Here is a 13,173-nt window from a genome sequence, read left to right on the forward strand (position 1 = left end):
GGATGGAGGCTACAACGAAGAATTCTGCTGTAAGCCGCGAGCTGATGGATTGGGTGGTTCCCCTGGGTCCTTATGATTGTTTATTGAATACGGTTACATTCTGTCTGTCTAGGCATCATGCCGATCCGAATCCGCTGTACAGGTATAATTTCTCCATTAATTATTATGCAGGCTATGACTGGTTCGACAGTACGGTGCCGGTGAATGAACTGTTTAGCTTTATCCGGCGTGCTTATGGAGTTAGATTGGAGCCTTGCCGTTTAGACTCGATGGTTAGTGGACGTATGTATTTGCTGCCGGTGGACGCCTATTATGTGCCTTACATGAAGGAATTCTACGGGAAGGGCCATATGCTGCATTATGTGCTGGCTGAAGCGGAAGACGATCAGAGCCTGAGAGTTACAGATCCCTATTTCGCAACAAGCCTATTGGCAGACCGAACTTGCGTGGAGCAGGCATGGCGCACCTTCAGCGAACCGGTTATAGAAATCAGCCCGCCCCTCAGCCTGAATCCTGACCTGAACTCTATCCGGCCTTACTTAACTACACAGCCCTATGAAGAGCTGCTCCCCGTCACCTTTGCCCGAATTTCGGAACGGATCATGGATGTTGGGGCTTATAGGGAGTCGGAGAATTTAATGGATAACCCTGTGTTCAAACAACAGTTTGGCTGCATCCGCACGATTGCTCTATCGCGGTTAAGGCATTTCGGCACCTGCAGCACCATGGATTACGCTCATCTCGGCTCAGCCTGGAGGAAGCTTGAAGTGAGCTTCATGAAGATGACGATAAGCTTGGACAGAGGGGTAACGGCTACCGTGAATCATCTGAAGCAGATTGCGGAGGATGAGCTAGCTTATTTACATTCCTATGCAACAGGAGGCCGATGATGCCGGAAGAAACCAGGTACGAGCAGATCCAGCGGATGTTTTGGGAGAAGAGGGTCGAGGCTGTCCAATTGCTTAGACGGGTGCTTAAAGAGCAGGTGGAGCAGATTGAAATTCATCAAGCGGAGACCCGGATCAGGCTGACGGACGGGAGACGGTTTCTTTGGGATACCGGGCACTTGAACAGTCTTGGTTTTCTCATGCGGGATGGATTTGTGGAGCGCGAAGAGAGCCGGTTATTGTCCATTCTGATCCGTGAAGGATTTGAAGTATTGGATATCGGGGCGAATTATGGATGGTATTCCACGTTATTCGCACAAGCGGTAGGGCAGGGGGGCAGAGTTCATAGCTTTGAGCCGGTAAGCCCCACCTTCGCTGAACTGGCAAGAAACATCCAATTAAATAACCTGCAGAATGTAGTTCTCAATCAGCTTGCGCTGTCTGACTATAACGGGGAAGCGGAGATCTACCTGCCTGTACGAAGCGGATCGGAGGATGCTGCGTTGGTGATTGACCGGGCCTTGCAGCATGAAACCTACCGTTGCCGGGTGCAAACTCTGGATACGTACATTGAGCAGCAGCATATCAGTCACATTGACCTGATGAAAATCGATATTGAAGGCGGCGAATTAAAAGCATTAAAGGGATTTGAACAGTATTTGCAGCAGCATCATGAGAAGCCCATGCTCATGCTGGAAGCGACGGAGGCTCTGGCAATGCGGTTCGGAAATTCGATAAGTGATCTGTTCCGGTTTTTGCAGCAGTATCAGTATCAGCTCTTTCAACTGGCCGCAGAGGAGCTTGTGGAGCTGGACAGTGCTGCGGAGCTTACGGCACAGAATATATTTGGTCTTCAGCCGGAGCATATCCGGATATACAGCCCGTTCATCAGATTGATAACCATTGCAAAGTAGGGATGCCGGTATGGTCATTCATGTGGATCAATTGAGCAAGTCCTTTGATTACTACAAAAAAGAAACGGGAATCAGAAACTCCGTCAAGAATCTGTTCCACAGGGAGAAATTAACGAAGGATGCCGTGAACAAGGTTTCGTTTGATATTCATGAAGGCGAGATGGTTGCGTTTCTGGGGCCGAACGGAGCAGGCAAAACCACCACTTTGAAAATGCTCTCCGGCATCCTGTATCCGAGTGGCGGCAGTGCGGAGGTATTGGGCTACACGCCCTGGGAAAGGAAAAATGACTTTAAGAAGCAATTTTCCATTGTCATGGGCCAAAAAAACCAACTGTGGCTGGATCTGCCGGCAAGCGATTCCCTGTATTTAAACAAATGTATCTATGAAATCGGTGACCAGAAATATAAGGATACACTTGACGAGTTAGTTACGCTGATGGATGTCAGGCACCTGCTGCATGTGCAGGTCCGAAGACTGTCCTTGGGGGAGCGGATGAAGATGGAGCTGATCGCAGCTTTGCTGCACCGACCCAGGATTATTTTTCTGGATGAGCCGACGATTGGCCTGGATCTGGTGTCACAGAAGAACATCCGCGAGTTCCTCAAGGCGTACAATCATGAATTCCGCACAACGCTGCTGCTGACGAGCCACTATATGAAGGATATTGAAGACCTGTGTAAGCGGACCATCGTGATCAATCAGGGCAAGCTGGTGTATGACGGGGAGATCCGCAAAATCAACGAGGTCATGAATGAGAAAAAACGAATGAAGCTGACCTTCTCGGCCATCGTCGACCGGAAGGATCTGGCCGTTATGGGTTCTATTAAAGAATATAGCGGCTATGACGTCATTCTCGAAGTGGAGCGCGCGAAGTTCAAAGAGTATTCCAGAATGGCCATGGATCACTTTCCCGTCATTGATCTGAATCTGGAGGACATTCCCCTGGAGGAAGCCATTGCACGTTTATATGAACAGCCGGAGCCGCGCGGATGAACAATAAATTTGCCGTCAGCTTTTCGCTGGGAATCCAGAACTCCATGGAATACCGCTTTAACTTTTTTATGGGTTTTGCCAGTCTCTTTTTCCCTATCTTCATCCAGCTCTTCCTGTGGAAGGCGGTCTATAGCCATGCCTCCAATATGAACTTGTATGGCTATACTTACCACCAGATGATCGTCTATACCATCGTAGCTGCCCTGATCTCGCGGCTGGTGGCTACGGGTCTGGAATATGACATTAACCATGATATCAAGAGCGGGGGGCTCAATAAATATCTGGTGCGGCCGGTCGGTTATTTTCCTTATAAAATATGTGTCTACCTTGGGGGGAAGGTCCTCTCGTTTGCCATTACGTTAATCATGCTGCTGGGCGTGGTGCTGTTCATGGTTTATTACTTCAAGGCGCCAATCAGCGTATCGCGTATACTGGTTTTTGGTGTCGTGCTTATGCTGGCGGTTGTGCTTAATTTCATGATCTCATTCGCGGTCAGCGCGATTGCCTTCTGGTTAACCGATGTCTCTTACTTTTTTCATGTTACAGCGTTATTGATTCAGATATTTAGCGGCGGGATTTTCCCGCTCGATATTTTTGGGGCGACATGGCTGGCTGTCTTCGATTACCTGCCGTTCAAGTATACGATCTACATGCCGGTGAATGTAATCAACGGCAAGCTGACCCTGCTTCAGGCGCTGCATGTGATAGAGCTGCAACTGCTATGGATTGGACTCATTATGTTGCTTACGCGCTATATTTGGAAAGTGGCGATCAAGAAATATATTGCCGTAGGGGGTTAAGTGAACCCGATGCTCAGATCACTTCGGAAGTACGGTTTCATATATACCTTGTTCATCAAAAATTCCCTGATGTCCCAAATGGAGTATAGAGTTAATTTCCTGATGGGCCTGCTGGTGGAGACCTCCTATCTGTTCGCCAAATTCCTGTATGTGATTATTGTCTATGAGGCGGGATTAACGCTGGATGGAGTGCCCATTGATGCGATATTGCTGTTTATTGGCACTTACACCTTGATGACGGGGTTATATTGGGGACTGTTTGCCATCAACTTCGTGCAGATCCCGGAGCATGTAAGAACCGGGTCACTTGATATTTTGTTAACGAAGCCGATTTCCCTGCAATTTATGATGACGTTACGGAATGTGGACTTTGGTCTGGCGATTCCGAATGTGCTGGGCGGCATGACCATGGTTGTGGTGGGCTGGAGAAGACTGGGGCTTCCGGCTGATGCCGCTTCAATAGGCGGGTTCATCTGCTTCCTTGTACTGGGGCTGCTCATGACCTACACCTTGTTCCTGATCCCGCAATTATTATCGTTCTGGTTTATTCAGATTGGTGCTGTCAATGACATCTCAAATGGCCTGTTCGAGCTGAATAACATGCCAATGATGATTTACTCCAAATGGATACAGCGAATAGGGATATTTGTTGTCCCTGTTCTATTGATTACTAACTTCTCACCCTTATTCGTGCTGGACCGGTTACATCCGGGCCTCTTCCTCTGGGCTATTCTGTCTCCCATCCTGTTGCTGGGAATCACGAGATGGATCTGGTCCAAAGCGATTCGTAATTACAACAGCTCTGGCGGCTAGATATCCGGAATCACAGGAGGTAAGGATATGAATACTCAGAAGCCATATCGGATTGGTATTTTGGGCTGCTCCACAATCGCTCCGTTCTCGATCATTAACCCGGTCAGGGAGCTTGATCAATTTGTAACGTATGGTGTAGCGTCGCGTGATTTGGACCGGTCTGCAGCCTATGCGCTGAAGCATCAGATTCCGCATGTTTTTGAAAGCTACGATAAGCTGCTGGCGTCGGCGGACATTGATGTGGTCTATATTCCGTTATCCAATTTCCTGCATAAGGAATGGACGCTGAGGGCGATTGAGGCTGGCAAGCATGTCTTGATTGAAAAACCGATAGCCTTGCTTGCCGATGAGGTTCTGTTCATCAATGAACGGGCCAGGGAACAGGGTGTGCATGTCCTTGAAGCGCTAATGGTGCAGCATCATTCGTGGCAGCAGGATATAACGGACATGATTACAGCTGAAACCTACGGCAAATTGAAAAAAATCAAAACCCGGATCTCCTTTGAAATTCTGCAAAGCAACTACAGCGCGGATAATTACCGGTTCAAGCCTGAGTACGGCGGTGGCTGCTTCATCGACGAATGCTCGTACTGGCTGCAGTTTATCCAAAAGATTATCGGCTTGAAGCCGCAGACACTGGACGGATTCTCGACATTCTCCGGCATCAATCAATGCGACTGGACCTTTCACGCGGCGCTGCAATATGAGGGGGGCGTCGAGGCAGAGTTCCTGGGTTCCTTTGAAATGCCGAACAATGCCACCCACTGGCTGGAGTTTGAGCGGGCTAGGGTAAGGATCAGCGGCTTTTTTAAGCCTTGCTATGGGGATTACAAGATCATCATTCAGGTTGAACATACGGAAGAAGGAACAACAGACAAGCTTGTATACTCTCCGCAGAATTACTATGTGAACCAGCTCCGGTTCTTGGCAGAGGTTCTTGGGGGCACCAGAGAGAATATCCCCTTATCCGAATCCTATGAACGGGTGGCAACTATGAACGCCATCTATGAGATTGCCAGGAAAAAGCATGCTGGGCAGCCTACCCTGGAAGATAGACCGGACGGGGAGGCTGTGAATTATGGATGACAGAGAACAGGAGATTCGTAAGCTACTCGCTCAATTGCCCGGCGGTTCTCCCCACCTGAAGAATGCAGGTATGGACGCGGATTTGCGAGGTTATGGCATGGATTCTTTGTTGTTTATTCATTTTGCGGTGGTCCTGGAAGAGCATTTCTCAATAGAGGTGAGCCCGGAATTTCTCGATATAGATAAACTATACAGTCTTCAGAAGTGGAGAGAATATATTGATTCACAGGATCTTGTATGTTAGTAGCCCTGGAGATGGACTATTTCAGCGAGGGCTACCGGACCATGCACTCCAATTGTGTGGATTTGCCCATGGCAGGTGCCGCAGGCTTTCATCAGTATGAGAACTATTTCTACTATACCTTCCTGTATGCCGTCATGATGAATTGGGGAGAGGCAGCGGGCGGGGACTGGGTGGCCTCCAGACGCAGCATTCTTAACAAGCTGGGCTTGACCCTTAAGGTAACTGAGGTTCTGGATGCTGCTGGGCTGCTGTCTGTGATTCACATGAACATTGATCAGCAGTGCCCGGTCGTGATGATTGCCAACTACAACTATCTGTTTTTTTTGAGCCAATACGGGACGGTCATTGATGATCATGCCGTGTTAATCACGGAATATGATTCAGCCAGAAGGCTGATCGTGATCCGGGAGAATCAGCTGAACAAAGAGGTAACCTTGAATGTGATGAAGGGGGAGCCTTTTTTCAAGCTGCAGCTGACCGAGGAGATGATAGCGGATATCTGGAATAAATCCAATGCTTCTTTCAAGGAAATCAGGAATTATTGTTATAACAAGCTGTTTAGCGTAGCGAAAATAGGCGAATCGGAGGTTCACAGCTATCTGGAGCTGGTTGAGGATTTCGCACAGTGCTATAAGAACCGTTCCAGCCATTTAATAGAATCTGTGGAACGGTTCAATGACAATGTCTCTCTTATGGAGGGGCTTAATGATGCAAATGCCATTGCGGTTGAATTTGAAGGCATGCGCAGGAGTTATCACGGCTCGGCGATCATTATGTTTGATATCTTCGAGAAGGCGCTGCCCTGGGTATCCGCTCATGAAGAATGGGGGCAGATATTCGGCGGGTTCCGGGATCAATATATCAAATTCAGATACCATCTGATCTCCAGTCTCCATGCGGATACGCTGAGACGGAAGCTGATGCCGCCGGATAGAATTCTTCAGCTTACAGAGGAGATTAGACAACTGGATACGGAGTTGTTCTCTCTATTGGAGGAACTGATCCTACATCACTCACAGCACCATAATCAGCAGGTTCTTGGCAATGCCGCACAGGCTTTAATTAACTATGCGGCTTGCGCCGAGGTATCGGCAGATAGTGAGTATAGCCCTGATCCGGAAACCGTATGTAGAGCAAGCCAAGCCGTAAATGGCAGGCGGGAGAATTGGATCACGGATTCCTGGCATTCAGACAAATCCCAGCCAGTCCATTGGCTGATGCTGGATCTGCTGAAGCAGAGAGAACTTCTGAGATTTGTGATCAGGCATTCGCCTGCCCCCGGCTATATCACGATGGATTATGAGCTTCAGGGCAGCAACGACAAGGAGCAATGGGAGCAAATAGCGGCTGTACGGAATAATGAGTCTGTCTTAACCGCGCATGAGGCTGACGGCTGTTCGTTCAGATACATCAGGCTATATATCACTTATCCGGCCCAGAATGATTTTCAGGCTCGGATTTTTGAGCTTGAGGTATGGGGGCCAGCTGTAACCCACGCCACAAAAAACTGACATGATTCAAAAGAATGTAATATATCTTTGGATTTAGCCTGGTAGCTATAATAAAAATGTAAAAAATACATGCCATATTGAATGGAGAATCTACAATGAACAACAAGAAAAAATGGAAAATATTTGTTATTCATCATTCCCATACGGATATTGGTTACACCGAGCGGCAGGAGAAGATAGAGCAGTATCACGTAGATTTTATCCGGCAGGCTGTTGCTATATGCGAGGCTTCTCATACGGAGGCCCGCAAAGAATGGGCGGGCTTTAAGTGGACCTGCGAAACCTTCTGGGCCGTGGAGAAGTTTCTGGAGGAAGCCACGGAAGCAGAGAAGGAACAATTTGCAGCCGCGCTCAGACGCGGGGATATCGAGTTATCGGGCACCTACTTGAATATGACGGAACTGATCAATTTTGAGCTGCTGGGCAGTATGCTTGCACGGGCAGGGCAATTCGCCCGGCCGCTGGGGCTTCAGGTGAAGTCGGCCATGACCGCAGATATTAATGGATACAGCTGGGGTTATGCACAGGCTTTGGCAGACGCAGGAGTCGAGAATTTGCTGTCCAGTATCCACACACATCACGGGATGTTTGCCATCGGGCGCAAGCAATTCCCCTTTTATTGGGAGACACCCAAAGGCAACCGCCTGCTGGTATGGAGCGGCGAGCATTACATGATGGGGAATGATCTGGGGATCAATCCGGATGGGGCATTATCTTATACCATCAAAGACGAAGACCCGGTATGGGGGATCTCTAAAGATCACTGGAAGCTGGCCGAGACCCGGATTGCCCGCTATCTGGATCAGCTGGAGAAGGAGCAGTATCCATACGATTTTGTATTGGTGAATGTCATGGGGCTGCTGCGGGATAACTCGGCGCCAAATCCAAGAATCATGACCTTCATCAAGGAATGGAATCAGAAGCACGGGGACCATGTAGAGCTTGAAATGACAACGCTTAACCGGTACTTCGAGCGGTTGCGGCAGCAGGAGGCCGAGATTCCTGTCTATAGCGGTGACTGGCCGGACTGGTGGTCCGATGGCGTGGCTTCGACCGCGATGCACACCCAGATCTTCAGGAATGCCCAGCGAACCCTGGACGTAGTTAAGCGGCTGGACCCGGAGCGCAAGATGGCGGCATCAAGCGATATTGCCCAGGCAGAGCAGCAGTTAATGATGTATGCCGAGCATACCTGGGGATATCACTCCTCCATCTCGGAGCCCTGGCACATCATGGTGCAGGAGCTGGCAGTCCGCAAAGAGGCGTATGCCGCCAATGCCAGCAGACTGGTTCATGCCTCGCTGGATGCGGTTCTGAAGGCGCGGGGCGATGTGCTGCTACGGGCAGACCGGGCATTCACCTATAAAGTAATCAATTCCTTCGATTACCCCGTAGAGGATCTGGCTCATTTCTATCTGGAGGAGCAGTGGGAAGCGGATTATTTCCGGCAGGGGCTCGAGGTGGTCGATGAGCAGAGCGGAGAAGTGGTCAGCCATCAGCAGGAGAAGGTAAGCAGAGGATACCAGATTGCGGTCATGGTCAAGCTTGGCGCGAAGGAAGAGAAGCGGTTCCGTATCCGGGAAGCCTCGAAGACCGTCCCGGTGACGACAAGCAGCACCCGCTTGCGGGGAGCCGACCGGATTCATGATATACGGGATATCTACCCTCCTGTGCAAGAGGAGACCCCACGGCTGTTCATCACGGAGAATCATATTGAATCGCCTTGCGTACGTATTGCGTGGAGAGCCGGTGAAGGCATCGTCTCCTGGATAGATAAGCAAACCGGCCAGGAATTCATTGATCCCCGTCAGACGCACGGAGCCTTCACACCGGTGTATGAAGTGACCCCCGGCGGCGGAGACGACCAGATGACCGTGCGGAGAATCATGGGCAGGAACCGTAAAGGCATGAATGTTCAGCGTTCGGAGGGTGTCCTCTCAGGTGTGAAGGAAATAACGAATGGACCGGTATATGGCATCATTGAATTGAAATATCAGGTTCAAGGAATGAGCCACTATTCATTATTCCTGAAGGTGTTCAAGGACCGGAAGAGAGTCGATGTCTCCGTCCGCATCCATAAGGATAGTGTGTGGGACCCGGAGAATGTGTACGTCGCCCTCCCCTTTAGTGCAGGCGGCAGCAGTGAACTGTGGTTCGAGAAGGCCGGGGCTGTCCTAAGGCCGGGAGTGGATCAGATCCCGGGCACCTGTACAGATTTCTATTGTATTCAGGAAGGGCTTGCGGTTATATCCCCTCATGGCGGGCTGTCCATTGCGACCCCGGATACGCCGCTGATGCAGACCGGACCTTTGGAATATGGCCCAAGACTCGTGCAGGGCCAACAAGAAGAGAACGCCCATACCTCATTGTATGCCTGGGTGCTGACCAATTATTGGGAGACGAACTTCAAGGCGACCCTCGGGGGATTCTACGAATTCCGGTATATGCTGCAATGGGGAAGCGAAGCAGATACGGCAGAACAAGCTATTCAGTTGTGCCACAGTGCCAATGCAGGCACGGTTGCATTCAGAACCACATAAATTCCGGCGGGCATAAGAAGGGCTGAATCTTTAATAGAGAAGCCCTTTTTTTGTCTAGTTAATAGGCTTCAAGCAATATAGATTGAACTTGGAAAAAATACAGACAGGGAAAAGTGACGGAGGAGAATTTTGGAACTGTAGGAGCGACAGCGTCCGCCTTTGTCACCGGATTTCCACCGCGAAGAGCAGTTTAAAATCGAGAAATATGGGGACAACAGCGGCCGGAGGGCCAAACATTCTCTGGAGTCACGGCAATCCCGGATCATAAGAAATACAAGTTCACTCTATATAGAAGAGAGCCTTGTGTAAAAAAGGGAGGTGTGCGCTGTGTACCGTATTCTGATTGTGGATGACGAACGCATTGAGAGAGAGGGCATTCAGCAATTAATACAGGAACACCATCTGGAGCTGGAGACACTCCTTGCGGCGAATGGCGAGATTGCGCTGGAGATCCTTGGGAAGCACAAGATCGATATTCTGATTACAGATATCAAGATGCCCTTTATGGACGGGCTGGAATTGTCGGAGAAGGTCAGCAGCCTGGGCCAGGATATTGAAATGATCATCTTCAGCGCTTACCATGAGTTTGAATATGCGAGAAGAGCCTTGCGGACCAACATATCGAATTATTTGCTCAAGCCGGTTCATATCCCGGAGTTTCTCAGTGTGGTAAGCGAGGCGATCCAGGCCTGTGAAGACAAAGCGGCAGAGAAATTGCGGAACGAACAGCTGGTGGAGGGGTATAACCGGGGACTTCTGTATGAGAAGGAAAAAATGCTGCTGGACTCTCTAAACGGAGTGAAAATAAATGCGGAGGCATGGATGTCTCCGGAACTGCTGGAATATGTCCATCACAAGCATTGGCTGCATATGATTCTGGTGGATTGCCGCCGGAAGTTTTTTGATATTCACAATGATGAATTCATTAGGCTGTTACACGATAACCTCAGCTACGCCTTCGATTATGTGAACTTGAGCGAGCATCAAAGTATGCTGTTCGTCAAGCACCCCCGCCCCATCCCCAAAGAGACGCTGCGCATGCTTGGAGATCAGATCATCCGCAGCACCGCCGGGAGCCTGGATCTGAATGTGGGTCTGGTGATCGGGAGAGCGGTGAATCAGCCGGAACAGTTGTATGAGGCCTATACCGAGATGGAGCAGATGCTGGAATTCAAATTTTTCATGGATGAGTATACTCTTCTATTTGCCGATGAACCCTTTGAGCAAGCGGGCTTCAATGAGATCGAATTGAAGCCGATTCTGGATAAGGTCTACCAGTGTCTGGAGTATAACGATTTTACCGGTGCGAAATACAGTATAGAGCTGCTGTTTACCTACCTGAGAACCAAAGGGCAATTCTCGTCCCTGTACACCAAGTTCATCTGTTCGGAAATTATGAAAAAGGTGGTGACGAGAGAGAAAAACCATGAGCCTGCGGAAATGAATCATTACTTGGAGCAAATTCATAAGACCGTTTCCCTTCAGGATCTGAAGGATCATATGTTTGCGATCCTGTCCCTCATGGAAACCGGCAGCGGAGCGAGCCCCAAGAAGGCCGCCAATCTCAAGCTGATCCGGACCATTACAGATGTAATCGACAAGGAATACGATCAGGACCTCTCTTTGGAGGGCATCGCGGAGAGGGTCTATTTGACCCCCAGTTATCTGAGCTATTTGTTCAAGAAGGAGACGGGCCAGAGTCTCATTCGGTACATCACGCAGGTGAGAATGGACAAAGCCGTCGAGCTGCTGAATACAACGAATATGAAGATCGTCGATATCTATAAGAAGCTGGGCTACAGAAGCTCGACCTACTTTATCCAGACCTTTCGTAATTATCATGGAGTCACTCCGGCCAAGTTCAGGGAAGGCTCTCCGTAGGTTAGCGCCCTCACCATGATCCAACTATTTCTCGCTGTAACGGATACCGGAAATAGTTGGATTTTGTACACTTGCTGATGGACGATGGAGCCCTGCGGCGGCAGTAGTTATGATGAACGAAAGGCAGCCCCTGTTCGCACACCTTAGGTTAAAATGGGAGTAAGGACAACCATTTCAGAGCTAAATGCGAAAGGAGCTGTTACTATGAAGAATACCATAAAATACGTAGGTTTGGACGTGTCAAAAGAAAAAATTGCAGTGGCGATTGCAGACGAGGGACGGGACCCCGCACGGTATCACGGAGCGATTGCCCATACGCCAGATGCTGTAGGACGACTCATTCGGAAACTGAAAAGCCCGGAGGTTACTCTTGAAGTCTGCTATGAGGCAGGACCCACCGGGTATGATTTGTATCGCTGGCTGACCAAGATGGGAATTTCCTGCACGGTCATCGCCCCCTCACGTATTCCTCAGCGTTCAGGCGATGCCATTAAAACCGACCGACGGGATGCAGAGCGGCTCGCTCAGCTCCACCGTGCGGGAGAATTGACGGGCATTCATGTACCCACTCCGGAACTCGAGGCTCTTCGGGATCTCATCCGAGCCCGGGAGAATGCTCGGGAAGAACTGCACCGGGCCCGGCAGCACCTCGTTCATTTTCTGTTACGGCACCAGATCCACACCCCGGAAGGGATGAAAAAACGCTGGACGAAACGATACCGGCTGTGGCTCTCTACCTTGACGTTTGAGCATACCGCGCAAGAACGGGTATTCACCGAGATGCAACAACAGTTGCGGGAGGTGGAGGAGCGCATTAAACGGCTAGAGGAGGCCATGCGGAAAGAAGCCGAAATCTGCCCGTACGCCTCTGTGATTCAAGCGCTCCAGGGTCTTCGGGGGATTGCCCTGCTCACGGCCATGACGCTCGTCGTTGAAATCGGGAATTTTGAGCGGTTCCGTTCGCCTGCGCAGCTGATGAGTTACCTGGGACTGGTTCCGCGGGAATCTTCTACAGGACCCAAGACAAGACGGGGCCGCCTGACTAAAACAGGAAATGCCTCCGTAAGGCGTGCTTTGGTGGAATCGGCCTGGAGTTACCGTTACCTTCCGGCGGTCAAAGGCGATTTAGAAAAGCGGTTAGAAGGGCAAAGGGCTCATGTCCAGGAAACGTCATGGAAGGCGCAGGAGAGATTGCACAAAAAATATGTGCAGATGGTCAAACGGGGAAAACACCGAAACTTGGTGATCGCAGCGGTGGGACGGGAATTGGTCGGATTCATTTGGTGTGTTGCGGTAAAGGCAGAAGCAGGAATCGCATAATATAGAACAAGAAAAAGCCTGTCCCCAAAGGATGAATCCTTGGGGCATGGAGACAACGAGAAAGGTTCGAGGAGAATCCACGAAATCCAACTGCACAAAACCCGGATGGGTTTGACGTGCGACAATAGTTTAGGGAAGCTCCTTCGACGTAGGCCTAACATGTGGAACCAACCCACGGATAGC

Annotated in this window: 11 protein-coding genes; all 11 read left to right on the forward strand. The window is 49.9% G+C overall.

Annotated elements, in window-relative coordinates; translation table 11 throughout:
* Positions 1 to 2 precede the first annotated feature (2 nt).
* The 11 genes from MKZ24_RS14190 to MKZ24_RS14240 all read left to right on the forward strand — a co-directional run bounded on the left by MKZ24_RS14190 (position 3) and on the right by MKZ24_RS14240 (position 12,990).
* Positions 3 to 890, forward strand: coding sequence for a hypothetical protein (locus MKZ24_RS14190; protein WP_340783923.1), 888 nt, complete (start codon positions 3 to 5; stop codon positions 888 to 890).
* Positions 887 to 1,801 (forward strand): FkbM family methyltransferase, encoded by a 915-nt coding sequence (locus MKZ24_RS14195; RefSeq protein WP_081956621.1) that lies wholly within the window; start codon positions 887 to 889, stop codon positions 1,799 to 1,801. Before MKZ24_RS14190 ends, MKZ24_RS14195 begins: the two co-directional genes overlap by 4 nt.
* A 10-nt stretch (positions 1,802 to 1,811) precedes the next feature.
* Complete coding sequence (locus MKZ24_RS14200) at positions 1,812 to 2,795, forward strand: ABC transporter ATP-binding protein (protein WP_340783926.1); 984 nt, start codon at positions 1,812 to 1,814, stop codon at positions 2,793 to 2,795.
* Positions 2,792 to 3,595 carry an ABC transporter permease gene (locus MKZ24_RS14205; protein ID WP_042238303.1) on the forward strand — a complete coding sequence of 268 codons (804 nt, stop codon included), beginning with the start codon at positions 2,792 to 2,794 and terminating at the stop codon, positions 3,593 to 3,595. Before MKZ24_RS14200 ends, MKZ24_RS14205 begins: the two co-directional genes overlap by 4 nt.
* A gap of 9 nt (positions 3,596 to 3,604) precedes the next feature.
* On the forward strand, positions 3,605 to 4,408 hold the full coding sequence (locus MKZ24_RS14210) for an ABC transporter permease (protein ID WP_340783929.1): 804 nt from the start codon (positions 3,605 to 3,607) through the stop codon (positions 4,406 to 4,408).
* Between the two features lie 27 nt (positions 4,409 to 4,435).
* A complete protein-coding gene (locus tag MKZ24_RS14215) occupies positions 4,436 to 5,494 on the forward strand; it encodes a Gfo/Idh/MocA family protein (protein WP_042238302.1) in 1,059 nt (352 codons plus the stop codon).
* Entirely contained in the window at positions 5,487 to 5,738 is a 252-nt protein-coding gene (locus tag MKZ24_RS14220; protein ID WP_042238301.1) for an acyl carrier protein, read from the forward strand. The genes MKZ24_RS14215 and MKZ24_RS14220 overlap by 8 nt, the downstream gene beginning before the upstream one ends.
* Complete coding sequence (locus tag MKZ24_RS14225) at positions 5,732 to 7,249, forward strand: discoidin domain-containing protein (RefSeq protein WP_340783930.1); 1,518 nt, start codon at positions 5,732 to 5,734, stop codon at positions 7,247 to 7,249. Before MKZ24_RS14220 ends, MKZ24_RS14225 begins: the two co-directional genes overlap by 7 nt.
* Before the next feature lie 95 nt (positions 7,250 to 7,344).
* Complete coding sequence (locus MKZ24_RS14230) at positions 7,345 to 9,789, forward strand: glycoside hydrolase family 38 N-terminal domain-containing protein (RefSeq protein ID WP_042238299.1); 2,445 nt, start codon at positions 7,345 to 7,347, stop codon at positions 9,787 to 9,789.
* 327 nt (positions 9,790 to 10,116) lie between these two features.
* A complete protein-coding gene (locus tag MKZ24_RS14235; RefSeq protein ID WP_340783933.1) occupies positions 10,117 to 11,670 on the forward strand; it encodes a response regulator transcription factor in 1,554 nt (517 codons plus the stop codon).
* 204 nt (positions 11,671 to 11,874) lie between these two features.
* Positions 11,875 to 12,990: an IS110 family transposase gene (locus MKZ24_RS14240; RefSeq protein WP_340781212.1), complete on the forward strand. Its 1,116-nt coding sequence runs from the start codon at positions 11,875 to 11,877 to the stop codon at positions 12,988 to 12,990.
* The last annotated feature ends 183 nt before the right edge of the window (positions 12,991 to 13,173 follow it).

This window comes from Paenibacillus sp. FSL R7-0297, assembly GCF_038009025.1.
Taxonomy (GTDB): Bacteria; Bacillota; Bacilli; order Paenibacillales; family Paenibacillaceae; genus Paenibacillus_AQ.

Bases quoted from the DNA above. Each gene is read 5' to 3' on its own strand.
- MKZ24_RS14190 (WP_340783923.1), top strand. From the start codon at position 3: ATGGAGGCTACAACGAAGAATTCTGCTGTAAGCCGCGAGCTGATGGAT.
- MKZ24_RS14195 (WP_081956621.1), top strand. From the start codon at position 887: ATGATGCCGGAAGAAACCAGGTACGAGCAGATCCAGCGGATGTTTTGG.
- MKZ24_RS14200 (WP_340783926.1), top strand. From the start codon at position 1,812: ATGGTCATTCATGTGGATCAATTGAGCAAGTCCTTTGATTACTACAAA.
- MKZ24_RS14205 (WP_042238303.1), top strand. From the start codon at position 2,792: ATGAACAATAAATTTGCCGTCAGCTTTTCGCTGGGAATCCAGAACTCC.
- MKZ24_RS14210 (WP_340783929.1), top strand. From the start codon at position 3,605: ATGCTCAGATCACTTCGGAAGTACGGTTTCATATATACCTTGTTCATC.
- MKZ24_RS14215 (WP_042238302.1), top strand. From the start codon at position 4,436: ATGAATACTCAGAAGCCATATCGGATTGGTATTTTGGGCTGCTCCACA.
- MKZ24_RS14220 (WP_042238301.1), top strand. From the start codon at position 5,487: ATGGATGACAGAGAACAGGAGATTCGTAAGCTACTCGCTCAATTGCCC.
- MKZ24_RS14225 (WP_340783930.1), top strand. From the start codon at position 5,732: ATGTTAGTAGCCCTGGAGATGGACTATTTCAGCGAGGGCTACCGGACC.
- MKZ24_RS14230 (WP_042238299.1), top strand. From the start codon at position 7,345: ATGAACAACAAGAAAAAATGGAAAATATTTGTTATTCATCATTCCCAT.
- MKZ24_RS14240 (WP_340781212.1), top strand. From the start codon at position 11,875: ATGAAGAATACCATAAAATACGTAGGTTTGGACGTGTCAAAAGAAAAA.